Origin of the sequence: Zhihengliuella halotolerans, assembly GCF_004217565.1 — a bacterium.
GTDB classification, from domain to species: domain Bacteria; phylum Actinomycetota; class Actinomycetes; order Actinomycetales; family Micrococcaceae; genus Zhihengliuella; species Zhihengliuella halotolerans.
Genome location: NZ_SHLA01000001.1, coordinates 833198 through 854882, shown reverse-complemented (window position 1 = coordinate 854882; position 21685 = coordinate 833198). Strand labels below are relative to the sequence as shown.

Sequence of the window (21685 nt, the reverse complement as noted above, 5' to 3'; positions counted from 1 at the left end):
CCCCGACCCGCCGCTTCGTCAAGGGGACCTCAAGGGCGATCAAATCGTTACGAGATACTGCACGCGCCACCCTGATCCGGCGCGCCGGTCGTGTTACTTTCGAGTTGATGAGATTCGTTCCACCTTCGCGCGAGATGCTAGCCGAGACCCTGCTGGCCGCAGGTCCCTCGGCCGAAACGTTGTGCGATGGATGGGAGTGCCGGCACCTCGCCGCGCACCTCGTCCTGCGCGAGCATCACCCACTGGCAGCCGGCATCGCGGGCGGACCGCTCGAGAAGCCGATGCAGCGCCTGCTGCACAAGTGGGCCGACGAGGCCCGGAGCATCCCGGGCTACCGGCGGCTCGTTGCGCGGTTCGCCGCGGGACCGAGCAGCTTCTCCCCGTTCGCCATCGGCCCCGTCGAGCGTGCCGCGAATCTCACCGAATTCTTCGTTCACACCGAGGACGTCCGCCGCGCCCACGACACCTGGGCTCCGCGCGTGCTGGATCGCGAGTACTCCGAGCGCCTGTGGTCGGCGCTGACCCGGGTCTCGTCGCTGTTGTTCCGCGGAGCCGACGTCGGGGTCATCTTGGTCCGCCCGGATGGCAAGCGCTATGTGGCCAAGAAGGCCGCGACGTCGGTCGCCATCACGGGTGAGCCGGCGGAACTGCTCATGTTCGGATCGGGACGACGCAGTCACGCGCTCGTCACGCTGGAAGGCGCCGACGACGCCCTCGCGCTGCTCGCCGAAGCACCGGCCAGCCACTGAGGTCGGCGCGTCAGTCGCGGGCCTTCAGGCTCCGGTAGTAGTACGACGACGCGGTCGCGAACCCCAGCTCGTGGTAGAGCTGGATGGCGCCGATGTTCGATTCGCGCACCTGCAACCACACTCCCGCCACGGATTCGAGCGAAGCAGTACGCAGCACGGCCCGCATGATCCGCCGCGAGTGGCCGTTGCGGCGCGCCTCGGGTCGGGTCACGACGCAGTAGAGGCCCCCGTAGACACCCGGCTCCCCCTCGTCCTCGGCCGCCACGAGCGCGAGCCGCGCGATGGCCTCCGTCCGGCCGTTCACACGCAGGGAGAAGTAGCGAGCCTGGACGCCGGTGAGGATGAACTTCGAGACGCGCCGGTCGGCGGCGCTCTCCGGGCCCTCCTGCGACCAGAACAGCTCCAGCCAGTCCTCGTCGGGCTCGGCGGCCACGTCGACCCCGGCGTCGGATTCCGCGCCGGCATCCGGGAGGTCGCTTCCGTGCAGGACCTGCACGAGCGTCGGCGAGCCCACGGCATAACCGCGCTCGGCCAGCAGGGAGTCCAGCTCCGCAGGCTCCGCCGCATCGTTGATCTGAAAGGCCGGGGTGATCCACCGCGCCGAATGCCGTTCCTCGACCTCGGTGATGGCGCCCTGGACGTCCGCTGGCGCGCGCACCGGCAGGACCGAGTTCGCCCGCTGAGTGACCCCGCCGGAGAAGCGCAGCCGCCACCCGGCGATCTCGCCGCGTTCGACGGCCGGCCAGCCGGCGTCCATCAGGTCGTTCAGGAAACGTGGATCAGCGAACAGGGAAACCGGCCTCCCGGATCGCCTGCTTGACCCGGGCGATCATGTCGACCGGCCCGAAGTGGAAGATCGAGGCGGCCAGCACGGCGTCCGCGCCGGCCTCGATGGCCGGCGGGAAATGCTCGGGCCCGCCGGCGCCTCCCGAGGCGATGAGCGGCACCTTGACCGCCGCGCGAACGGCCCGGATCATCTCCAGGTCGAATCCGGCCTTGGTGCCGTCGGCGTCGATCGAGTTCAGCAAGATCTCACCGACACCGCGCTCGGCCGCCTCCGCGGCCCAGGCGACGGCGTCGATGCCGGTGCCGGTGCGCCCGCCGTGCGTCGTGACCTCGAAGCCGGAGGCCAGCGCGGGATCGTCGGTGCGGCGCGCGTCGAGCGAGAGCACCAACACCTGGGACCCGAACCGGTCCGTGATCTCGCTGATGACCTCCGGGCGGTTGACCGCGGCGGTATTGATCGAGGCTTTGTCCGCGCCGGAGCGCAGCAGCCGATCCACATCGTCGGCTGTGCGGACGCCGCCGCCGACGGTCAACGGGATGAAGACCTCCTCGGCGGTCTGCCTGACGACGTCGAACGTCGTCTCGCGGTCGCTCGAGGACGCGGTCACGTCGAGGAACGTCAGCTCGTCGGCGCCGGCCGCGTTGTAGCGCTTGGCCAGCTCGACGGGGTCTCCGGCATCGCGCAGGCCCTCGAAGTTGACGCCCTTGACGACGCGCCCGGCGTCGACGTCAAGACACGGGATCACTCGGATGGCAACAGTCATCGCTCGCCCCGCCCTAGATGCGGCAAGCGTGGATCTGGCTCACCAGAATCGCGCGCGCGCCCAGATCGTAGAGCTCGTCCATCATGGTGTTGGTCTCGCTCTTCTTGACCATCGACCGCACGGCCACCCAGTCCGAGTGCTGCAGCGGCGAGACCGTCGGCGACTCGAGGCCCGGGCTCACGGCGCAGGCCTGGTCAACGAGGTCGCGGGAGATGTCGTAGTCGAGCATGACGTAGCGGCTCGCCACGAGCACGCTGTTGAGGCGGCGCTTGAGGACCTCGAGCCCGGCGGGCTTCTCCCCCGAGCGGCCGATCAGCACGGCCTCGGAGGCCAGGATCGGCTCGCCGAAGGTTTCCATCCCGGCGGCCTTGAGCGTGTTGCCGGTCTCGACGACGTCGGCGATCGCATCAGCGACGCCGAGGCGGACCGAGGACTCGACGGCGCCGTCGAGGCGCACGACCTCGGCGTCGATGCCGCGGTCGGCGAGGTAGCCGCGCAGCAGGCCGTCGTAGCTCGTCGCGATGCGCTTGCCCTCGAGCTCCGCCTCGGAAGAGAAGTGCCCGACGGGGCCGGCGAAACGGAACGTGGAATTGCCAAGGCCCAGCGGCAGAACCTCGGTGGCGTCGCCGTCGACCTCGGCGTCCAGGAACAGGTCCCGGCCGGTGATGCCGACGTCGAGGATGCCCCGGCCCACGTACACGGCGATGTCGCGCGGGCGCAGGTAGAAGAATTCGATGTCGTTGTCGCTGTCGACGATCGCCAGCTCGCGCCGATCGCGGCGCTGGATATAGCCGGCCTCGCTGAGCATGGAGGTGGCGGCTTCGGACAGGGCGCCCTTGTTGGGCACTGCTACTCGCAACATGTTGTAGAACTTTCGGTGTGGTCTCTGGTGAACGGACGGTGTTTTGTGCCAAACGTGCCGCCGGGCCGAAACCGGCCGGCGGCTACAAATGCTTGTACACGTCCGCCAGCGACAGTCCCTTGGCCAGCATCAGGACCTGCAGGTGGTAGAGCAGCTGCGAGATCTCCTCGGCCGCTTCCGCGTCGGACTCGTACTCGGCGGCCATCCAGACTTCCGCGGCCTCCTCGACGATCTTCTTGCCGATGCCGTGGACACCCGAATCGAGTTCGGTCACAGTCCGGGAGCCGGCAGGGCGCTGCTCCGCTTTTTCTGCCAGTTCGGCGAAGAGGGTGTCGAAGGTTTTCACGTTTCCAGCCTAACGGTTCGGATCGGAGCCTCGGGCACGGCGCCGTCGTATGTGACGAACGACAAGGCCCGCCGCGATCGCGAGACGGCGGCGGTCCTCGGCCCCCGCGGCGGTCGGAGTCAGAGCGCCGCGAGCACGGCGGCGGTCTGCAGGGCCGCCGCGGTCGCCTCGTAGCCCTTGTCCTCACTCGAGCCCTCGAGCCCGGCCCGATCCAGGGCCTGCTGCTCGTCGTCACAAGTCAGCACGCCGAAGCCGACGGGCACCCCGGTCCGGACCGAGACGTCGGTGAGACCCGCCGTCGCGCCCTGGCAGACGTACTCGAAGTGCGGCGTGCCGCCGCGGATGACGACGCCGAGCGCGACGACGGCGTCGTAGTCGCCCGCGAGCCGCGCGGCCGCGACGGGTAGCTCGAAGGTGCCCGGCACCCGCACCACGGTCGCCTCGGCGCGGGCGTCGGCGACCGCGCGCTCCGCCCCGGCGAGCAGCCCGTCCATCACCACCGTGTGCCAGCTGGCCGCGACGATCGCGACTTTGAGCCCGGCGGCGGCTGCGAGTTCTTCGGCGCCGGTCTGCGGCGCTCCGTGTCCTGCCATGATGTTCCTCTTCTCCTAGATGTCGAAGGTCGTGGTGTCGAAGCTGTGGTGCATGCGCTCGCGCTTGGTTTGGAGGTAGCGCGAGTTCTCCGGGCGGGCCGGGATGAGCGCGCGCACCGTCTCGACCACCTCGATGCCGGCCTCGTGCAGCCAGCTCGTCTTGACGGGGTTGTTGGTCAGCAGGCGGATCCGCGTCAGCCCGAGCGCGCACAGGATGCCGACCGCCGCGTCGTAGTTGCGGGCGTCGACGGGCAGGCCGAGCTGCTCGTTGGCCTCCACGGTGTCGGCGCCGGCGTCCTGCAGGGCGTAGGCCCGGATCTTGTTGGCGAGTCCGATGCCGCGGCCCTCATGCCCGCGCAGGTAGACGACCGTCCCGCCCTCGGCGGCGACTCGCGCCAGCGCGGTGTCGAGCTGCTCGCCGCAGTCGCAGCGGTAGGAGCCGAACACGTCGCCCGTCAGGCACTCGGAGTGCAGGCGGACGAGCGGGGCCTGCGCGCCGTCGGCGGGGCCGGGGTGCGAGAGGGTGAAGTGCTCGTCGCCCGTGGCCGGGTCGGTCCAGACCTGCACCGCGAACGTGCCGTGCGGGGTCGGCACCTGGACCTCCGGCCCCGCCGAGACGGCGTCGTCGGCACGCTGGGCCCGGCCCGGCGCCGGCTCCGGAACCTCGGGCACGACGACGTCGCCCGCCGTGGAGAGGTGCGCGGCCAGGTCCTCGATGCTCACCAGGGGCACGTCCCAGGCGTCGGCGAACTCCCGCAGCGCGGGCAGGCGCATCATCGTGCCGTCGTCGTGCACGACCTCGGCGATGACGCCGGCCGGCTGGGTGCCCGCGAGCCGGCAGAGGTCGATCGAGGCCTCGGTGTGGCCGCGGCGGGCGAGCACGCCGCCGTCGACGGCGCGCAGCGGAAACATGTGCCCGGGCCGGGTGAAGTCCCCGGCGGTGGCCGCGGGGTCCGCGAGCAGCCGGGCGGTCAGCGCGCGGTCGGCGGCGCTGATACCGGTGTCCACGCCCACGGCGGCGTCGCACGAGACGGTGTAGGCGGTGCCCTTGGCGTCCTCGTTGTGCTCGACCATCGGCGGAAGACCCAGGGCGTCGGCGCGCTCCCCCGAGAGCGGCACGCAGAGAACGCCCGAGGAGTAGCGCACGGTCCAGCCCACGAGCTCGGGCGTGGCCGCCTCGGCGGCGAAGACGATGTCGCCCTCGTTCTCGCGGTCCTCGTCGTCGACGACGACGACGGGCCGGCCCGCCGCGATCGCCGCGACGGCCGCCTCGATGTCGTCGAGCACGATGCCGGCGCTCACGCGTCGGTCCCGGAGGTGCGGGCGAACGCGGTCAGCCGCTCGGCGTACTTGGCGATCACGTCGACCTCGAGGTTCACGCGGTCCCCGGTGGCACGATCGCCCAGGACGGTCTCGCGCAGCGTCGTCGGGATGAGGCCGACCTCGAACCACTGCCCCGCCTCCTCGGGCGCGGACACGGCGGTCACCGTCAACGAGACCCCGTCGATCGCGATCGATCCCTTGCGGGCGACGTAGCGGCTCAGCGGCCGCGGGACGGAGAAGCGCAGCCGCTCCCACTCCCCCTCGTCGGCGCGCTCGAGCAGCCGGCCGACGCCGTCGACGTGGCCCTGCACGATGTGCCCGTCGAGTCGGCCGTGCGCGGGCAGGCAGCGTTCGAGGTTGACCTCGTCGCCGGCCGCGAGGCCGCCCGTCGTCGTGTGCTCGAGCGTCTCGCCGATGACGTCGAGGTCGATCGACTCGCCGTCGATCGCGGTGGCGGAGAGGCACACGCCGTTGACGGCGATCGACCCGCCGAGCGCCAGGCCCTCGACGTGGCCGGGCGCGGCGATCCTCAGCACGACGGTGCCGGCCTGCGGCTTCTCGGTGACCGCTTCGACGCGACCCTTGCCCGTGATGATTCCGGTGAACATGCTCTTGTCCTTACGTTGTCTCTGCGCCCGGTCGGGGCGTGTCAATTCTTCGGTTGCGCCGGCTCCGCCGGGGCCGGGCCGAGATGGAGGACAACGTCGTCCCCGCACCGCTGCACGGCACCCTCGCCGACGTCGTCGTATTCGAAGCGCTTGGCCGAAGCGAGCGTCTCGATGCCGAGGTCGACGACGACGGCGCGGCCGCCCCCCAGCACCATCGGCGCCTGGTAGAGCCAGATCTCGTCGATGAGGTCGGCCGCCAGGAAGGCGCCGGCGATCGCGGCGCCGCCCTCGATCATCGCGTGCGCGACGCCCACCGAGGCGAGCTCGCGCAGCGCCTCGCGGGGGTCCCGGGTGCGCACGTGCAGGAAGCGCCCGTCGCCGATCACGGCGGCGTCGGCCGGCACGTCCCGGTGCCCCATCACCACGCGCAGCGGCTGGCGGTGCGCGTCGGTGCCGTCGGCGAGCCGGGCGGTCAGCCGCGGGTCGTCGGCGAGGATCGTGCCGGTGCCGGCCAAAATGGCGTCCGCGCGGGCGCGCACCCCGTGGCTGTGGTGCCGCGAGGCCGGGCCGGTGATCCACTGACTCGTCCCGTCGGGGGCGGCGATCCGCCCGTCGAGTGTCTGCGCCAGGTGCAGGGAGGTGAAGGGGCGCCCGGCGGCGCGAGCGGCGAACCAGCGGTGGTTGGCGCGGCGGGCGGCCGCGGCCCACGCCGGGTCGACGTCGGAGCCGGCGATCACGCGGCGGCCCTGTGCGGCGAGCCACGCGGCCCCGCCGGCGGCTTCGCCGGTCTCGTCCTGGGCGCCGTAGACGATCGTGCCGATGCCGGCGTCGCGGATCGCGTGAGTGCAGGGCCCGGTCCGGCCGGTGTGGTTGCACGGCTCGAGCGTGACGACCATCGTCCAGTCGGCTGGCCCGTTGCCGTCCCTGATATCGATGCGCCCCGAGTCGAGATCCGCCCGCAGCTGGGCGAGCGCGTCGGCCTCCGCATGAGCGGTGCCCGCCCCGCGGTGATGCCCGACGGCGAGGATCCGCCCGGCGGCGTCGACGACGATGGCGCCGACGATCGGGTTCGCGCCGCGCACGCCCAGCCGGGCCGCGGCGATCGCCCGCCCGCCGATCTCGTGCAGGTCGAAGTTGAGGCTGTGGCCGCTACCGGTCATCGCCGCCCCCGCTCCTCGTCGACGCGGCGCTGCTGTCCTGCAGGCGCGGGTCCGGCAGCCGGGTCTCGATGCGCGGCTTCTCCTGCTTCTCCGCCCGCCACCAGACGAAGAACCCGATGAGCGTGAAGACGCCGTAGAAGAGGTACATGAAGGCGGAGGCGTAATACCCGGCGGAGAAGAGCAGGGGCACCCCGACGATGTCGACGGCGACCCACACCAGCCAGAATTCGACCCACCCCTTGGCCATGCCGTAGGTCGCCAAGAGCGAGCCGACGAACGTCCAGGCGTCGGCCCAGACGGGCTCGTAGGAGCCGAGTGCGGTGAAGACCGGTGTGAGGGCCACGGTTCCGAGCAGCAGGACGACTGCGAGCCCGAGCCGCTGCGGGCCCGAGGCCCACGAGGGGGTGACCGCGTGGCCGGCGACGGCGCCGTCGTCGTGCTGCATCCGTTCGGCGCGCGCGGCGCGCCACTGGCGCCAGCCGTAGACCGCCACGGCGATGAACATGATCTGGCGGCCGGCTTGGCCGAGCAGGGTCGCGGTCGCGGCGTCGGAGAAGTAACCGCCGAGGAAGACGGTGAGCAGGAGCACGTTGCCAATGATGCCGACGGGCCAGGCCCAGATGTTGCGGCGCATGCCGCCGAGGGCGCTGGCCAGGCCGAACAGGTTTCCGACGACCTCGCGCACGAGCAGGCCGCCACCGCCGACGGGCAGGTACGCGTTGAAGATGTCTATGAGCCACCGCAGGGCGTCCATCGTTCCTCCTTCGAAGCTGCGGCGGCTCCGGGGGTACGACAGGTAGGCCGCGGTTCCGACGCCGAAAGGCGACGGCCCGAGCCGTGGCTGTACGTGCTACTCCCATCCAGACTTTAACTGTCGGTACCGGAATTTCACCGGTTCAGCCGGCCATCCGCTACGCTCTCCTGAGTCAGGAGAACGCCTCGAAACGGCCGGGTCGCGGACTATCACCGCCGGTTCGGACTTTCACCGACCCCGGAGCACGTTGATTTGTACGTCTTGAATTACACCACAGGCGTGTGCGTGCCCGTGACCACGTTGCGCAGCGTGTCGATCGCCGCAGCGGGTTCGTCGGCCCCGTAGACCGCGCTCCCGGCCACGAAGACGTCCGCGCCGGCCTCCGCCGCGCGCAGGATCGTGTCGCGGGAGATGCCGCCGTCGACCTGCAGCGCGATGGGCAGGCCGGTGCCCTCGATCGCGGCGCGCGTGCGGCGGATCTTCGGCAGCGTGATGTCGAGGAACGACTGACCGCCGAACCCGGGCTCGACGGTCATGATCAGGACCATGTCGAGCTCGGGCAGCATGTCGAGGTAGGGCTCGATCGGAGTCGCCGGGCGCAGCGCCATCGCGGCGCGCGCCCCCGAGGAGCGCAGGTCGCGGGCGAGCTTGACGGGCGCGTTGGACGCCTCCGCGTGAAACGTCACCGACTGCGCGCCGGCCTCAGCGAAGCCCGGACCCCAGCGGTCGACGTCCTCGATCATCAGGTGCACATCGAGCGGCAGATCCGAGACCTGTTGCAGGCGCTGCACGATCGGCAGCCCGAGCGTGAGGTTCGGCACGAAGTGGTTGTCCATCACGTCCACGTGCACGGCGTCGGCCGTGTGGATGCGGCGCAACTCCGCCTCGAGGTTGGCGAAGTCCGCCGAGAGGATGCTCGGATGGATGCGGCAGTCGGTCATTGAAATCCCTTGCGTGTCTCGGATGTGGTGCTCAGCCTATGGTTCGAGCGTGAAGATCGCCATGAACATGGCGTCCGTCGCGTGCACGTGCGGCCAGAGCTGGGCGGTGCGCGCCCCGGGAACGGGCTCGCCGCGCCGCCCCGGCACGGAGGCCCCGGAACCCGTCGGCTCGAGCGCGACGGCGTCGAGCGCCGCTTCGGCGTCCAGCGCCTTGAGCTTCGGGTGCCGGGACAGCGCGTCCAGCACGACGGCGGTCGTCTCGGCCGGGTGCGGCGAGCACGTCACGTAGGCCAGGACTCCGCCGGGGCGCAGCGCGGCCACGGCCGCGTCGAAGAGGTCGGTCTGCAGCTCGGTCAGCTCGGGGATGTCGCCCGGCGCCTTGCGCCACCGCGACTCCGGGCGCCGGCGCAGCGCGCCGAGGCCCGAGCAGGGCGCGTCGAGCATGATCCGGTCGAACTTCGCGTCCTCCCGGCCATAGCGGCGGCCGTCGCCCGTGACGACGTCCCACGCCTGCCCCGGCACGGCGGCCAGCGCATTCTCGACGAGGGCCGACCGGTGCGGGGCGACTTCGTTGGCCTCGAGCCGGGCACCCCGCTGGGCGGCCAAGGCGCCGAGGAGGGCCGCCTTGCCGCCGGGGCCGGCACACAGGTCCAGCCAGCGGGAGTCCTCCCCGACCAGCGGGACGGCGGCGAGCGCGCGGGCGACGAGCTGCGAGCCCGCGTCCTGCACTCGGACCGTGCCGGCGGCCACCGCCTCGATCCGCGAGGGGTCGCCGCCGTCGTACAGGACGGAGTCGGGTGCGAGGGTGCCGGCGGCGCCCCCGCGGGCGAGGACCTCCTCGACGTCGCCGAGCCCGGGCAGGGCGACGAGGTTGACGACGGGCGGGGCGTTGTCGGCGGCGAGCAGCGCCTCGATCTCGTCGACGCCGCGGCCGTGGGCGGCGAGGCCCTGGCGCAAGGCGCGCACGATCCACTCGGGGTGGCTGTGGGCGATCGCGGCGCGGGCGGTCTCGTCGGTGACGGATTCCGTCAGCTCGCGTGTCCATTCCTCGAGGCTGCGGGCGGAGACCTTGCGCAGCACGGCGTTGACGAGGCCCGAGGCGCCGGCGCCGATCTCGGCGCGGGTCAGGGCGACCGTCTCGTCGAGGGCGGCGTGGTTCGGCACGCGCATGGCGAGCAGCTGGTGCGCGCCGAGGCGCAGCGCGTCGAGCACGGGCGCGTCCAGGCGCTTCAGCGGGCGGTCCACGCAGCGGGACAGGACGGCGTCGTACAGGCCCTGCCCGCGCAGGGCGCCGTAGGTGAGCTCGGTCGCGAAGCCGGCGTCGCGGGCGTCGAGCTGGTGCCGGCGCAGCCGGGTCGGCAGCACGAGGTTGGCGTAGGCGTCGTCCGCGGAGACTGCGCGCAGCACCTCGAAGGCGACGAGCCGGGCCGGGTCGGCCTTGCGCTTGCGCGCCGCCGGGGCCGCGGAGCTGAAGCTGCGGTTTCCGCTGCGATTGCGCTCGCGGCCCTTCTCGTTGCGGCGCCGGCCGCCGTGTTCCTGGCTCATGCGAAGTTCGCTTCCCGAGCCGCGCCACCGCGGGCCCAATCGGTGGCGGGCATCATCTTCTTGCCCGCGGGTTGGACGGTTTCGAGTTCGATCGGGTGCGAACCCGTGCCCACGAAGGGCCGGGGCCGCTTGCCGGGTGCCACGAACACGGCCCCCGGCGCGAGTGCGGCGAGTTCCGGGTGTTCGTCGGCGAGGGCGCGGGTGGCCTCGCGCGTGGAGTCGTTCCACACGTCGCGGCGCAGGGGGCCGATCTTGAATCGGGTTCCGTCGAGGGTCGTCCACGCACCTGGTTCGGGCGTGACGCCGTTGACCCGGCGGCGGATCGCGAGGGCGGGCTGCGCCCAGTCAATCCGGCCGTCCTCCAGGCTCAGCTTGGGTGCGTGCGTGGCCGGGCCCGACTGCGGCACGGGCACGATGCGGCCGGCATCGACACCCGCGAGGGTCTGTGAGAGCAGGACGGCCCCGGAGACGGAGAGCTCCTCGAGCAGCTCTCCGCTCGTGGTCGCGGGGTCGATGCCCTGCGTCAGCTGGCCGAGCACGGGGCCGGTGTCGAGGCCCTCCTCGAGCTGGAAGGTGGCCGCGCCCGTGACGTCGTCGCCGGCGATGACGGCGTGCTGGACGGGAGCCGCACCGCGCCAAGCGGGCAGCAGCGAGAAGTGCAGGTTGATCCAGCCGTGCTCCGGGATCGCGAGCGCGTCGGCGGGGATGATCCCGCCGTAGGCGACGATCGCGGCGACGTCGGCACCGGCGGCGGCGATCGCCTCCTTGGCTTCGGGCGTGATCCGGTTGGCCTTGATCGTGGCCAGGCCGAGCGCGGCTGCGGCGGCGGCGACGGGTGAGGGGGTCAGGACGCGCTTGCGCCCCAGCGGCGCATCCTCGCGGGTGAGGACGGCGACGACGTCGTACCCGTCCTCGACGAGGCGGCGCAGCGAGGGGACCGCGACGGCCGGGGTCCCGGCGAAGAGGACCTTCATCGGGCGCCCCCGCCCTGTGCGCCGCCGCCGAAGGCGCTGCCGACGCGCTGAGCCCGGGAGGCGACCGTGGAGCCGGTGACGCGATCGAACTCGGCCGCGCGAATCCGGCGCATCGCGTCCTTCCGGTGCTCACCGGCGAGCCGGTCGATGTAGAGGCGGCCGTCGAGGTGGTCGCACTCGTGCTGGAGGCAGCGCGCGAGCATGCCCGTGCCTTCGACCTCGACCGGGTTGCCGTTCACGTCGACGCCGCGCACGCGGGCCCACGCGGGGCGGTCCGTCTCATAGCCGAGCCCCGGCACCGAGAGGCAGCCCTCGGAGCCCAGCGGCTGGCGCTCGTCGGAGACCTCGATCTGCGGGTTCACGACGTAGCCGGCGTGCCCGTCGATGTCGTAGGTGAACACCCGCAGCCCGACGCCGACCTGTGGCGCGGCGAGGCCGGCCCCCTGCACGTCGCGCATGGTCTCCTGCATGTCCGCCACGAGGCGGGCCAGGCCGGGACCGAACTCGGTGACGTCCTCGGCGGGCGAGCGCAGGACGGGATCGCCGACGATCCTGATCTGCAGTACGGCCACGATCTGCTCCTTCGGCTGCCGGTCACGCCCGCTCGGCCGCGGCGCATACTCTCGTCGCGGGCCCGGCGCGGGCGTGCGGCATCCAAGGTTCTGTGGTGGGGTTCTGCGCCGGGCCCGTCCAGTCTAGACGCCCGCGGCTGCCGGCGGGCCGATGGGGCGAAGCGCGGGGCCGGCCGCGGCGAGGTCGCGCCCGGTCTCCCACACCTGGCGCAGCGCCCAGAACCGGCGCCACTGGGTGGGCAGAGTCTCGGGGCTGGCCTGCTGGACCACCACCTCGGTCTCCGCGATCGCGACGCCGAGCAGCATCGGAAGCTCTCCCCCGTAGGGCCAGGGCACCCATGTGCCCGCCTCGGCGTCGGTGCACAGCTCCTCCGCCTTGTAGCCGGCGACAAGCTGCATGCCCACCTTCGGGTCGAGCGCCTTCGCCCGCCCGTCGCGCGTGGTGCCCTTGGTCTTGAAGTCGATCAGGCAGGGCCGGCCGGCGATCTCGGCGACCAGGTCGAGCGTGCCGGCGTATCCGACGGTTGCGTTCCACACGGTGACCTCGGCTGCGATCGGCCGCACCGCGTAGAGCTTCCACCACTCGTCGACGCGGTCGGCAAACGCCGTCTCGCCGTGCGCGGCCAGGTCGTCGCGGCTCTTCTCGAGTTCGTGCGCCCGGTCCAGATCGCGCAGCGCGAGCTGTTCGCAGTAGGCGTGCACGCGGTCGCCGCGCTCGGCGGCGGCGTCCCGGAACGCTTCCGCGGCGCGGGAGGCCTCGCGCGCGATCGCCTTGAGGCGCCCGGGCTGCCCCACGGCCGCGGCGAGCTTCTCGTCCTGCACGACGGCGGTCGCCGCCATATGCCCCGCCCACCCGGTCAGGTCGATGGCCGCCTGGGAGATGACGGTCGTAATCGAGGGCACTTCGAGCGCGCCGCCCACCGTCCGTGCGTACATTCGGCCGTGCTCTGTCTGCTGGGCGAGTCTCGGGGCTGTCATGGCTCCGATTCTGGCACGGAACCCGGCCGCCGGGGGACCGCCTGAAATTTTTTTCAGAACTTCTTCTCCCCCGTGATTCCGGGCCTCGATGGCCCTTGTGGGCACCGGAAGCGGGTCCTGAAGGCCTCGAAACGGACGCTTCGATTTGCACGCCCCCGAACCACTCGTATAGAGTTTTTACTCGTTGGAAAGCGGCCGGGACGGCGACGAACAAAGTCTCCGGAAAGGTCGCGATCTTGACATGCGGACATAGCTCAGCTGGCTAGAGCGCCACCTTGCCAAGGTGGAGGTCGCGAGTTCGAATCTCGTTGTCCGCTCGCAATACACTGTATGGTCTTCACGACCGCTCTAGGAAAGGATTCCCCGGAATCCCGACCCGGACATGGTGGGGTGGCCGAGAGGCGAGGCAGCGGCCTGCAAAGCCGTTTACGCGGGTTCGAATCCCGTCCCCACCTCGCATACAGCGATTGCAACCCTGACAAGGGCGATTGGCGCAGCGGTAGCGCGCTTCCCTGACACGGAAGAGGTCACTGGTTCGATCCCAGTATCGCCCACTCGAGAATCCTTCTCTAAGGATTCCTGAATCGCAGAGCAGGCCACGGCCCGCCGCGATTATGCGGACATAGCTCAGCTGGCTAGAGCGCCACCTTGCCAAGGTGGAGGTCGCGAGTTCGAATCTCGTTGTCCGCTCCAGATAAACGAAAGCCCCGGTCTTCGGACCGGGGCTTTTGTCGTCTCCGCGTCCCGCGCACCGCTCCACCCGCTGGCCCGGACGACGACGCCCGCCCCCAGAAGGAGACGGGCGTCGTCGTCGTGCCGAGGTTCAGGAGACGGGTTCGGCCAGCTGTCCGTTGCGCGCCAGGGCCGTGAGGCGGGAGACCGCGCGATAGTACTTCTTCATGTAGCCGCCGGACATCATCTCCGGGGTGAAGAGGTCGCTGAACAGGGCACCCGAGGCGACGATCGGCACGTCGCGGTCGTACAAGCGGTCGGCGAGTACCACGAAGCGCAGCGCAAGCGCCTGCTCGGTGATGGTGGTGACGTTGTGCAGCACCAGGACGTCGATACCGTCGATGAGCTGCCGGTACCGGCTCGGGTGCACGCGCTGCAGGTGCTCGCTCAGCGCGGCGAAGTCGTCGACCGCGATGGTCTTGTCCGGGAACCGTTCAGCCGCGAAGGACTCGATCACCCCATCGTCGAAGGCCGCCGGGGCCTCCGGCAGACCCCGGTGGCGGTAGTCCTCGCCGTCGACCCGGACGACGTCGAACTGGTCGGCCAGCACCTGGATCTCGCGCTTGAAGTCCGAGGCCGCAAACCGCCCGTCGCCGAGCGAACCCGGCAGAGTGTTGGAGGTCGCGACGAGCCGGACGCCGGCGTCGGAAAGCTCGCGCATCAGCCGGGACATCAGGACGGTGTCGCCCGGATCGTCGAGTTCGAACTCGTCGATGCAGACCAGTCGGTACTCCTTGAGCACGTCGACCGTCTTGCGGAAGGAGAGGGCGCCGACGAGGTTCGTGTACTCGACGAACGTGCCGAACGCCTTCGGCCCCGGCGCGGCGTGCCAGAGCGAGGCCAGCAGGTGGGTCTTGCCGACGCCGAATCCGCCGTCGAGGTAGAGGCCCGCCTTGGCCGGCTTCTTCGACTTCCCGAACAGCTTGCCCAGGAATCCCCCGCCCGCCGGCGCCATCGACTCGGCGAACTCGCGCAGCTTCGTCACGGCCGCGCTCTGCGACGGCTGGTTCGGGTCGGGAATGTAGGAATCGAACGAGACGTCGCCGAACCGGTAGGACGGTTTGAACCCGTCCAGCAGGTCCTCGGGTGAGACGTGCGGCGTGCGTTCTGTCAGGTGTTCGATCGTGGGCACGGGTGAAAGGTCCTTCTGTCGGAACGTCGGCGTCGGTGCCGCCACGGCAACTTTACGCGGCGCCGGCACCGGCGCGCACGTACGTGTCCCGCCCGGCCGGGCGTCCGTCCATGACGACGACGGCGGACATCGTCCGCTCGCGGCAGTAGGCTGGAGCCAGATCCATGTTGTCTACACGTGAACCGAGGTGCACCATGCCCGTTGCTGCTGACGCCAACGAGAAATTTTCCGCCTACGCCCACCCCGAGCGGCTCGTCTCCACCGAGTGGCTGGCCGAGAACCTCGGCGCCGAGAACCTCGTCGTGGTCGAGTCCGACGAGGACATCCTGCTCTACGAGTCCGGGCACATCCCCGGCGCCGTGAAGGTCGACTGGCACACCGAGCTCAACGACGAAGTCACCCGCGACTACGTCGACGGCGCCGGCTTCGCGAAGCTGATGAGCGCGAAGGGCATCAGCCGCGAGGACACCGTCGTGATCTACGGCGACAAGTCCAACTGGTGGGCTGCGTACGCCCTGTGGGTGTTCACGCTTTTCGGCCACGAGGACGTGCGCCTGCTTGACGGCGGCCGCGACAAGTGGATCGCCGAGGGCCGCGAGCTGACTCGCGAGAAGCCGCAGCCCGAACCAGCCGACTATCCCGTCGTGGAGCGCGACGACACGCTCATCCGCGCCTACAAGGACGACGTGCTCGCCCACCTCGGCAACGGCCCTCTCATCGACGTGCGCTCCCCCGAGGAGTACTCGGGTGAGCGCACGCACATGCCCGCCTACCCGGAGGAAGGCGCCCTGCGCGGCGGCCACATCCCGTCGGCGGCCTCGGTGCCCTGGGCCCGTGCGGCCGCGGAGGACGGTACATTCAAGCAGCGCGGCGACCTCGAGGACATCTACCTGGGCGAGGCGGGGCTCGCCCCGGGAGACGACGTCGTGGCGTACTGCCGCATCGGCGAGCGGTCCAGCCACACGTGGTTCGTGCTCGCGCACCTGCTCGGCTTCGAGAACGTCCGCAACTACGACGGCTCGTGGACCGAATGGGGCAATGCCGTGCGCGTGCCGATCATCAAGGGCACCGAGCCCGGCCCGGTGCCCGGGTCCGCGAAGGCGGGTGCGTAGCCCGTGAGCGAAGCGATTCCCGCCGAACTCGCGGAGATCGTCGACGACTTCAACGCGATCTCCGAGCCCGAACGGCTCGAGCTGCTGCTTGAGTTCTCCGATGCCCTGCCGGAGCTGCCGGAGCGGTTCGCCGAGCACCCGGAGCTGCTCGAGCAGGTCGTCGAGTGCCAGACACCGCTGTTCCTGACCGTGGAGGTCGGCGAGGACGCGCCGCGGACCGTCGACCTGTACTTCTCCGCCCCCGCGGAGGCGCCGACGACGCGCGGTTTCGCGTCGGTGCTGCACGAAGGCCTGAGCGGCAAGCCGGCGGCGGAGATCCTCGCGGTGCCGGACGACATGCCGAACCAGCTCGGGCTGACCCGAGCGATCACTCCCCTGCGTATGCGCGGGATGACGGCGATGCTCGGCCGCATCAAGCGCAAGATCAACGAGGCGCTCGCGGCGTAGCGCTCGCGGCGATTCCATGGCGAAGAATAAGCGCCACAGCGACGGCACCCCGGCCGCGGTCCAACTGACCGCGGCCGGGGTTCCGTTCGCCGTGCACACGTACGTGCACGACCCCTCGGCCACCTCCTTCGGCGCGGAGGCGACTCAGGCGCTCGGCGTCGAACCGGCGCGCGTGTTCAAGACACTGATGGTGCGGCTCGAATCCGTGCGTCGCGCCGCCGGCGTCGCGGCCGAGGAGTACGCGGTCGCCGTCGTACCCGTGTCCTCGCGGCTGGATCTGAAGGCGGCCGCGGCCGCGCTGGGCGCCAAGCGCGCGGCCCTGGCCGACCCGGCGGTTGCCGAGCGGCTCACGGGCTACGTCGTCGGCGGGATCTCCCCGTTGGGTCAGCGCCATCGCCACCGGCTCGTGCTGGACGGCTCCGCGTTGGACGCGGACACCGTCTTCGTCTCCGGCGGGCGCCGAGGCCTCGAGATCGAACTCGCCCCGGCTGACCTGCTGGCCGTCGCGGACGGGACGACGGCGGATCTCGCCTTGGGCTAGGAAACACCCTCACTTCGATCACCCGGAGGACGCGTTTTAGCGTTCCGCATCAAGGATTTCCGGCGGGTTTCCGCCCCAGTCAATCGGCTCGTCGCCGTCATAGATCGCAGCGAGCCTCACATCGTCGGCGCCGGGAAAGACAAAGACGTTCTGATAGTAGACCGGCTCTGAATTGATGGCGGACAGCACCTCGACAACGTAGACATCCAGGCCGAAGGTCGAGTTGAAATCAACGGTCTCGGACTGACGTGTTACGCGCTCATACTCCAGTGGCGGCATCCCCGGCACGGGTAATGTTCCTCGAAGATAACCGAGCTTTGACGTCAATCGTTCTCGCGCCCCGTTCTCGAGTTCGTCCGTCGGCCACGTCAGACATTCGACGAGATAGTCAGCGATATCGTAGTGCCGCGCGCTTGCCGTATCGAGGTTCAGCGACCATGCCATCTGCACCCTCGGCTTCATCCATTCAAGAAGATACGACCCATCAATCTGCGACGGGTCAAAATCCTCTTGTCCCGGAAGGCCGTTGGCCATGAAGAACTGATCGCATGCGTAGGCTTTCGAGTTCTCTTCCCGATATGAGCTCGACGTTCCATCGAGGTCGATCTTGTCTTCCCAGTTAGAAAACGCCTCGATGTCCACCACCAGGTTCGACGGCCCTCCCTTGGGGTTGGCGAGCGTCCACGTTGCTTCTTGTACCGATTGGTCGGGTGACGGACCGGTTTGACCGGGACCGTCTCCCGGGCTGCACGCCGTGACTGCGAGCATCAGTGCACAAGACAGGGGAACCACTGTATTTCTGGTCAGCCGACGCATGGGTTCCTTCCCACGTGCAGTTTCTTAGACCATACAGCGCATTTCTGCACAGTTGACGGCTACGACGGTAACGATGTCGACACGAGCGAATCCTGACTACGCCAACGTCATCGTGGTCGACGACGCGGTAGCGATGGTGAGGTCCAAGCGAGAAGGCCGGGTTCAGCGGGACTGGAAGACGGCTCAAAGCAGAAGCTGACCCACTGGGCATCCGACGGACCTACAGGTCAGAGGCTAGTCGCCGACGGTGCGCCCCGGGGTCGGGGCGTCGAGCCGAGCGCCGAGCCACGTGCGCACGGTGTCCTCCCAGCGCTGAGGGTCCACGTTCCACTCGTGCGTGTGCCGGGCGCGGGTGAAGCGCTCGAACGTGACGAGGGACGGGTTCAGCTCGGCGAGCGCCGCGGACGGTCCCACGGGCACGAAGTCGTCGTCCTCGCTGTGCAGGATGAGGGTCGGCGTGCGCAGGTGGTCGGCCCGGTCGACCCAGTTCAGTTCCCGCAGATCGACGGGCGCGGCGAGCCCAGTCACGAGCCGGCCGGCCGGATTCGCGATGAGCCACTGGCCGAGCCGCCCCACGGACTCGGGGATGCGGTTGATGCGGGCCTGGTGGGCGAGGACGTCGATCCAGTCGACGACGGGGCCGTCGAGCACGAGCGCGGTGATCAGCTGGGCGTGGCGCGAGCGGTCCACGGTCTGCAGGCAGATCGCGCCGCCCATGGACCAGCCGAACAGCACGATCTCCTGCGCGCCGCCGGCGAGCGCGTACTCGATCGCGGCGTCGACGTCCTGCCATTCGGTGCTGCCGAGGCCGTAACGCTGATCTTCGGCCTCGGGAGCGAATCCGTCGTTGCGGTAGGAGAGCAGCAGGCTCGTCATGCCGAGCTGCTGGGCGACGGGCAGCGACCGGATTGTCTCCAGCCGGTTGGACCCGCGGCCGTGCACCATGATGGCCCACGTGTCGCGGCGGTGCGTCCCGGCCACGAGCCAAGACTGGGAGACGCCGCCGGGCACGGGCACGTCGACGTCGTCGTACGCGTACCCCATCGCCTCGGGCGTCGGGTAGACGACGCCGGACCAGCGGCCGCGCACGGCGGAGGGCAGGTCGCCCTCGTAGACGCGCTCGACGTGCCGGGTGACGGTGCCGTCGGCCGGCGCGAAGGAGACGATGTCGCCGATGCGCGCGTGGCCGCGGCCCGCGTCGAAGAACAGGGAGTAGGTGCCGGGCACGATGGTCTCCGGGCGGGCGGGCAGGATGATCTCCCAGCCGACGGCCGCGGCCGCCGCGCTGTGCCGCCCGTGGGAAGCACCCGCGCGGCCGTGCGTGGGCAGATTCGAGGGCACGACGGCGAGGATCTCGAGGTCCTCGGCCCGCTCGCGCGCCGGCGTGACGATCTGCCGGGCGAAGTAGCCCGCCAGGCCCGAGACCGCCCCGGCGAGGAGAGAACCGGCGACGGCGCCCGCCGCGGCCCCGAGGATGCCCCATTTGACGGACCCGGCCCAGCGGCCCCGGCCCGTCTCCGACTGCTGCACGGCTTTCTGTCGCGACATGCCCCCATCATGTCAACCGCACGGCCCCGCTCCAAGCAGGCAGTGCCGGTGCGGTGGGAATCCCTGCGGGCTGCAACGCGTTGAAAGGGGTGTGAATGATCTTCCAGCTCCCGAGCCCCGTATCAACAAGTCCGACGACGAGTGGAAGCGCGAGCTCTCCCCCGCCGAGTTCCAGGTGCTGCGCCGTGCGGGCACCGAGCGCCCGTTCACGGGCGAGTACTGGGACACGCGCACCGAAGGCGTCTACGCGTGCCGCGCGTGCGGCGCGGAGCTCTTCACGAGCCGTGAGAAGTTCGACGCGCACTGCGGCTGGCCGGCCTTCTTCGCGCCGCTCGCCGAGGGCAGCGTGCGCTACCTCCGCGACGAGTCCATGGGCATGGTCCGCATCGAGGTGCGCTGCACCGCATGCGACTCCCACCTCGGCCACCTCTTCGAGGGCGAGGGGTACGCGACGCCGACCGATCAGCGCTTCTGCATCAATTCCCTCTCGCTCACCCTGCGTCCCGCTGCGGACGACGACGGCGCGTCGGCGCACTAGCAGCGGTGTCGGTACGCTGAACACCGTGAGCAACCCCAACACAGACCCCACCGTTTCCTCTGCGCGCCTGCACGACCCGGACGCGCGCGCCTTCGCCTCCGACAACTACTCGGGGGTTCACCCGCAGATCCTGACGGCGCTGGCCGCGGCGAACGAGGGGCATCAGGGCGCCTACGGCACGGACGACTACACGCGCGCCCTCGGCGACGTCGTCGAGCACCACTTCGGCCCGGGGGCCGTCGCGTTCCCGGTCTTCAACGGCACGGGCGCGAACGTGACCGCCCTGCAGTCGCTGCTCCCCCGCTGGGGCGCCGTCGTCTGCGCGCAAACCGCGCACATCAACGTCGACGAGAACGGCGCCCCCGAACGCGTGGGCGGCATGAAGCTGCTCAGCGTGCCCACCCCGGACGGGAAGCTCACGCCCGAGCTGATCGACCGCGAGGCGTGGGGATACGGCGACGAACACCGCGCCCAGCCCCTCGCCGTGTCGCTGACCCAGTCGACCGAGCTGGGCACGCTCTACACGGTCGAGGAGCTGCGGGCGATCACGGAGCACGCCCACGCCAAGGGCATGCGCGTGCACGCCGACGGCGCCCGGCTCTCCAATGCGGCCGCCGCGTTGGAAATGCCGCTGCGCGCCTTCACGCGCGATGCCGGCATCGACGTCCTCTCGCTCGGCGGGACCAAGAACGGGATCATGTTCGGCGAAGCCGTCGTCGTGCTGAACCCCGAGGACGCCGCGCTGCTCGACTCGATGAAGTACCTGCGCAAGATGAACATGCAACTGGCTTCCAAGATGCGCTTCATCTCCGCCCAGCTCGTCGCGCTCTACGGGGGCGACCTCTGGCTGGAGTCCGCCAGGCACGCGAACGCGATGGCCGCCCGGCTGCGCGCCGGCGTCGAACAGCTCGACGCCGTCACTCTCACCCAGCCGACCCAGGCCAACGCCGTGTTCGCCCGGCTGCCGAAGGCCGCCGCCGACGCCGTGCGCGAGCAGTACAAGTTCTACGACTGGGACGAGGCCGCCGGCGAGGTCCGCTGGATGTGCTCGTTCGACACGACCCCGGACGACGTCGACGCCTTCGTCGACGCGATCACGCACGCCGTCTCCCGAGGCTGAGTGCCGCACCGCGCCACCCCCGTGTGGAGCGTAGTTGGCCACGCCCGGCGAGTCTGCCCCGCCTTTTCCCAGCCCGCTCCTAGGATCGATGGCGTGGCAAGTATTGGGGAATTGGCGGCTGCGCCGCCGGAATTCGTTCAGGCGCTGACGGCGCTGCGCCGTGCTGCGCCGCGGTCGGAGGTCGCCCTCGAGGAGATCCCGGCACCGGCGAAACTGGCGCCCTACGGCGTGGCCCTGTCCGCCGACGTCGTCGAGAAGACGCCGCTCGCCCAACGCCCCGCCCACGGTCCCGCCGCGACGTTCTTCCACACCCCCAGCGAGGAGGCCGCCGAGCTGGCGACCGGCCGTTTCATCCTGCTGTACGACCCGGCCGGCTCACCCGTCTGGGACGGGAGGTTCCGGGTCGTGACGTATATCCGCGCCGAGCTCGACGCCCAGATGGGCAACGACCAGATGCTCGGAACGGTCGCCTGGACCTGGCTCTCGGATGCGCTCGAGGAGCACCGCGCGCGGTTCTCCAACGCCGGAGGCACGGCCACGCGCGTGCTCTCCGAGAGCTTCGGCACCCTGGCCGAACGGCCTGAGACGATCGACATCGAACTGCGCGCCTCCTGGACGCCGGCCGGCCCCGACGTGACCGCCCACCTCGAGGCCTGGGCCGACATGGTCTGCGCGTTCGCCGGGCTGCCGCCACTGCCAGAAGGCGTGACCGCCCTGCCGCGCCGCCGCCTGACCTGACCCCGG

24 protein-coding genes, 4 tRNA genes and 1 riboswitch are annotated in these 21685 nt (G+C 70.6%); of the genes, 11 read left to right on the top strand and 17 right to left on the bottom strand.

The window, feature by feature from the left end; translation table 11 throughout:
• Positions 1–107 precede the first annotated feature (107 nt).
• Positions 108–749 (top strand): TIGR03085 family metal-binding protein, encoded by a 642-nt coding sequence (locus tag EV380_RS03790; protein WP_130449461.1) that lies wholly within the window; start codon positions 108–110, stop codon positions 747–749.
• Positions 750–759: 10 nt separating this feature from the next.
• Here EV380_RS03790 and EV380_RS03785 read toward each other — a convergent pair whose 3' ends face one another.
• The 14 genes from EV380_RS03785 to EV380_RS03720 all read right to left on the bottom strand — a co-directional run bounded on the left by EV380_RS03785 (position 760) and on the right by EV380_RS03720 (position 12955).
• The gene (locus EV380_RS03785) at positions 760–1518 is read right to left on the bottom strand and encodes a GNAT family N-acetyltransferase (RefSeq protein WP_479729368.1); all 759 of its coding nucleotides are present in this window, start codon (positions 1516–1518) and stop codon (positions 760–762) included.
• Between the two features lie 10 nt (positions 1519–1528).
• Positions 1529–2299, bottom strand: coding sequence for an imidazole glycerol phosphate synthase subunit HisF (gene hisF / locus EV380_RS03780; RefSeq protein WP_130449457.1), 771 nt, complete (start codon positions 2297–2299; stop codon positions 1529–1531).
• Between the two features lie 13 nt (positions 2300–2312).
• On the bottom strand, positions 2313–3161 hold the full coding sequence (hisG, locus tag EV380_RS03775; protein ID WP_102158931.1) for an ATP phosphoribosyltransferase: 849 nt from the start codon (positions 3159–3161) through the stop codon (positions 2313–2315).
• 82 nt (positions 3162–3243) lie between these two features.
• Positions 3244–3507 (bottom strand): phosphoribosyl-ATP diphosphatase, encoded by a 264-nt coding sequence (locus EV380_RS03770; RefSeq protein WP_102158932.1) that lies wholly within the window; start codon positions 3505–3507, stop codon positions 3244–3246.
• Between the two features lie 119 nt (positions 3508–3626).
• On the bottom strand, positions 3627–4100 hold the full coding sequence (gene ribH, locus EV380_RS03765; RefSeq protein WP_130449455.1) for a 6,7-dimethyl-8-ribityllumazine synthase: 474 nt from the start codon (positions 4098–4100) through the stop codon (positions 3627–3629).
• Positions 4101–4115: 15 nt separating this feature from the next.
• Positions 4116–5402, bottom strand: coding sequence for a 3,4-dihydroxy-2-butanone-4-phosphate synthase (gene ribB, locus EV380_RS03760; protein ID WP_130449453.1), 1287 nt, complete (start codon positions 5400–5402; stop codon positions 4116–4118).
• Complete coding sequence (locus tag EV380_RS03755; protein ID WP_130449451.1) at positions 5399–6031, bottom strand: riboflavin synthase; 633 nt, start codon at positions 6029–6031, stop codon at positions 5399–5401. Before EV380_RS03755 ends, ribB begins: the two co-directional genes overlap by 4 nt.
• A gap of 41 nt (positions 6032–6072) precedes the next feature.
• Positions 6073–7191: a bifunctional diaminohydroxyphosphoribosylaminopyrimidine deaminase/5-amino-6-(5-phosphoribosylamino)uracil reductase RibD gene (ribD, locus tag EV380_RS03750; protein WP_130449449.1), complete on the bottom strand. Its 1119-nt coding sequence runs from the start codon at positions 7189–7191 to the stop codon at positions 6073–6075.
• Positions 7181–7945, bottom strand: coding sequence for a nicotinamide riboside transporter PnuC (pnuC, locus tag EV380_RS03745; protein WP_130449447.1), 765 nt, complete (start codon positions 7943–7945; stop codon positions 7181–7183). The genes ribD and pnuC overlap by 11 nt, the downstream gene beginning before the upstream one ends.
• Positions 7946–8035: 90 nt before the next feature.
• A riboswitch (FMN riboswitch) is annotated at positions 8036–8194 on the bottom strand.
• Positions 8195–8211: 17 nt separating this feature from the next.
• A complete protein-coding gene (rpe, locus tag EV380_RS03740) occupies positions 8212–8886 on the bottom strand; it encodes a ribulose-phosphate 3-epimerase (protein ID WP_102158938.1) in 675 nt (224 codons plus the stop codon).
• A 36-nt stretch (positions 8887–8922) separates the two neighbouring features.
• Positions 8923–10431, bottom strand: a complete 1509-nt coding sequence (locus EV380_RS03735) for an RsmB/NOP family class I SAM-dependent RNA methyltransferase (protein WP_130449445.1) — start codon at positions 10429–10431, stop codon at positions 8923–8925.
• Positions 10428–11405: a methionyl-tRNA formyltransferase gene (gene fmt / locus EV380_RS03730; RefSeq protein ID WP_130449443.1), complete on the bottom strand. Its 978-nt coding sequence runs from the start codon at positions 11403–11405 to the stop codon at positions 10428–10430. The genes EV380_RS03735 and fmt overlap by 4 nt, the downstream gene beginning before the upstream one ends.
• Positions 11402–11977, bottom strand: a complete 576-nt coding sequence (def, locus tag EV380_RS03725; protein ID WP_130449441.1) for a peptide deformylase — start codon at positions 11975–11977, stop codon at positions 11402–11404. Before def ends, fmt begins: the two co-directional genes overlap by 4 nt.
• Before the next feature lie 123 nt (positions 11978–12100).
• On the bottom strand, positions 12101–12955 hold the full coding sequence (locus EV380_RS03720) for a cytochrome (RefSeq protein WP_130449439.1): 855 nt from the start codon (positions 12953–12955) through the stop codon (positions 12101–12103).
• Between the two features lie 243 nt (positions 12956–13198).
• Here EV380_RS03720 and EV380_RS03715 point away from each other — a divergent pair.
• The 4 genes from EV380_RS03715 (at position 13199) to EV380_RS03700 (ending at position 13648) form a co-directional block, all read left to right on the top strand.
• A tRNA-Gly gene (locus EV380_RS03715) sits at positions 13199–13272 on the top strand.
• Between the two features lie 67 nt (positions 13273–13339).
• Positions 13340–13410 (top strand) — tRNA-Cys (locus EV380_RS03710).
• Between the two features lie 27 nt (positions 13411–13437).
• Positions 13438–13509, top strand: a tRNA-Val gene (locus tag EV380_RS03705).
• Between the two features lie 62 nt (positions 13510–13571).
• Positions 13572–13648: transfer RNA gene (locus tag EV380_RS03700), tRNA-Gly, on the top strand.
• Positions 13649–13778: 130 nt separating this feature from the next.
• On the opposite strand, the gene zapE is transcribed toward EV380_RS03700, so the two are convergent.
• Positions 13779–14819, bottom strand: a complete 1041-nt coding sequence (gene zapE / locus EV380_RS03695; RefSeq protein ID WP_130449437.1) for a cell division protein ZapE — start codon at positions 14817–14819, stop codon at positions 13779–13781.
• Positions 14820–15013: 194 nt separating this feature from the next.
• Between zapE and EV380_RS03690 the strand changes: the two genes are divergently transcribed.
• From EV380_RS03690 to ybaK, 3 genes are read left to right on the top strand one after another with little or no spacing between them, the layout of a single operon-like run.
• On the top strand, positions 15014–15931 hold the full coding sequence (locus tag EV380_RS03690; RefSeq protein ID WP_130449435.1) for a sulfurtransferase: 918 nt from the start codon (positions 15014–15016) through the stop codon (positions 15929–15931).
• Positions 15932–15934: 3 nt separating this feature from the next.
• Positions 15935–16378, top strand: coding sequence for a SufE family protein (locus EV380_RS03685; protein WP_242607493.1), 444 nt, complete (start codon positions 15935–15937; stop codon positions 16376–16378).
• 16 nt (positions 16379–16394) lie between these two features.
• The gene (gene ybaK / locus EV380_RS03680; protein WP_130449433.1) at positions 16395–16919 is read left to right on the top strand and encodes a Cys-tRNA(Pro) deacylase; all 525 of its coding nucleotides are present in this window, start codon (positions 16395–16397) and stop codon (positions 16917–16919) included.
• Between the two features lie 36 nt (positions 16920–16955).
• Here the strand turns inward: ybaK and EV380_RS03675 are convergent, their stop codons facing one another.
• Together EV380_RS03675 and EV380_RS03670 are read right to left on the bottom strand one after the other, a co-directional pair.
• Positions 16956–17687 carry a hypothetical protein gene (locus EV380_RS03675; protein WP_130449431.1) on the bottom strand — a complete coding sequence of 244 codons (732 nt, stop codon included), beginning with the start codon at positions 17685–17687 and terminating at the stop codon, positions 16956–16958.
• A 282-nt stretch (positions 17688–17969) separates the two neighbouring features.
• On the bottom strand, positions 17970–19283 hold the full coding sequence (locus tag EV380_RS03670) for an alpha/beta hydrolase family protein (RefSeq protein ID WP_130449429.1): 1314 nt from the start codon (positions 19281–19283) through the stop codon (positions 17970–17972).
• A gap of 91 nt (positions 19284–19374) precedes the next feature.
• On the opposite strand from EV380_RS03670, the gene msrB reads away from it, so the two are divergent.
• The 3 genes from msrB (at position 19375) to EV380_RS03655 (ending at position 21679) form a co-directional block, all read left to right on the top strand.
• Complete coding sequence (msrB, locus tag EV380_RS03665; protein WP_242607492.1) at positions 19375–19821, top strand: peptide-methionine (R)-S-oxide reductase MsrB; 447 nt, start codon at positions 19375–19377, stop codon at positions 19819–19821.
• Between the two features lie 25 nt (positions 19822–19846).
• Positions 19847–20941, top strand: coding sequence for a threonine aldolase family protein (locus EV380_RS03660; protein WP_130449425.1), 1095 nt, complete (start codon positions 19847–19849; stop codon positions 20939–20941).
• Positions 20942–21043: 102 nt separating this feature from the next.
• Complete coding sequence (locus EV380_RS03655; protein WP_102158955.1) at positions 21044–21679, top strand: DUF3000 domain-containing protein; 636 nt, start codon at positions 21044–21046, stop codon at positions 21677–21679.
• The last annotated feature ends 6 nt before the right edge of the window (positions 21680–21685 follow it).

What these genes read in the sequence shown, in the direction of transcription:
- EV380_RS03675 (WP_130449431.1), bottom strand. Translation starts at nt 17,687, where the DNA reads ATGCTCGCAGTCACGGCGTGCAGCCCGGGAGACGGTCCCGGTCAAACC.
- EV380_RS03755 (WP_130449451.1), bottom strand. Translation starts at nt 6,031, where the DNA reads ATGTTCACCGGAATCATCACGGGCAAGGGTCGCGTCGAAGCGGTCACC.
- EV380_RS03690 (WP_130449435.1), top strand. Translation starts at nt 15,014, where the DNA reads ATGCCCGTTGCTGCTGACGCCAACGAGAAATTTTCCGCCTACGCCCAC.
- ribD (WP_130449449.1), bottom strand. Translation starts at nt 7,191, where the DNA reads ATGACCGGTAGCGGCCACAGCCTCAACTTCGACCTGCACGAGATCGGC.
- EV380_RS03670 (WP_130449429.1), bottom strand. Translation starts at nt 19,283, where the DNA reads ATGTCGCGACAGAAAGCCGTGCAGCAGTCGGAGACGGGCCGGGGCCGC.
- hisG (WP_102158931.1), bottom strand. Translation starts at nt 3,161, where the DNA reads ATGTTGCGAGTAGCAGTGCCCAACAAGGGCGCCCTGTCCGAAGCCGCC.
- ybaK (WP_130449433.1), top strand. Translation starts at nt 16,395, where the DNA reads ATGGCGAAGAATAAGCGCCACAGCGACGGCACCCCGGCCGCGGTCCAA.
- EV380_RS03735 (WP_130449445.1), bottom strand. Translation starts at nt 10,431, where the DNA reads ATGAGCCAGGAACACGGCGGCCGGCGCCGCAACGAGAAGGGCCGCGAG.
- EV380_RS03790 (WP_130449461.1), top strand. Translation starts at nt 108, where the DNA reads ATGAGATTCGTTCCACCTTCGCGCGAGATGCTAGCCGAGACCCTGCTG.
- rpe (WP_102158938.1), bottom strand. Translation starts at nt 8,886, where the DNA reads ATGACCGACTGCCGCATCCATCCGAGCATCCTCTCGGCGGACTTCGCC.
- fmt (WP_130449443.1), bottom strand. Translation starts at nt 11,405, where the DNA reads ATGAAGGTCCTCTTCGCCGGGACCCCGGCCGTCGCGGTCCCCTCGCTG.
- ribH (WP_130449455.1), bottom strand. Translation starts at nt 4,100, where the DNA reads ATGGCAGGACACGGAGCGCCGCAGACCGGCGCCGAAGAACTCGCAGCC.
- hisF (WP_130449457.1), bottom strand. Translation starts at nt 2,299, where the DNA reads ATGACTGTTGCCATCCGAGTGATCCCGTGTCTTGACGTCGACGCCGGG.
- EV380_RS03720 (WP_130449439.1), bottom strand. Translation starts at nt 12,955, where the DNA reads ATGACAGCCCCGAGACTCGCCCAGCAGACAGAGCACGGCCGAATGTAC.
- pnuC (WP_130449447.1), bottom strand. Translation starts at nt 7,945, where the DNA reads ATGGACGCCCTGCGGTGGCTCATAGACATCTTCAACGCGTACCTGCCC.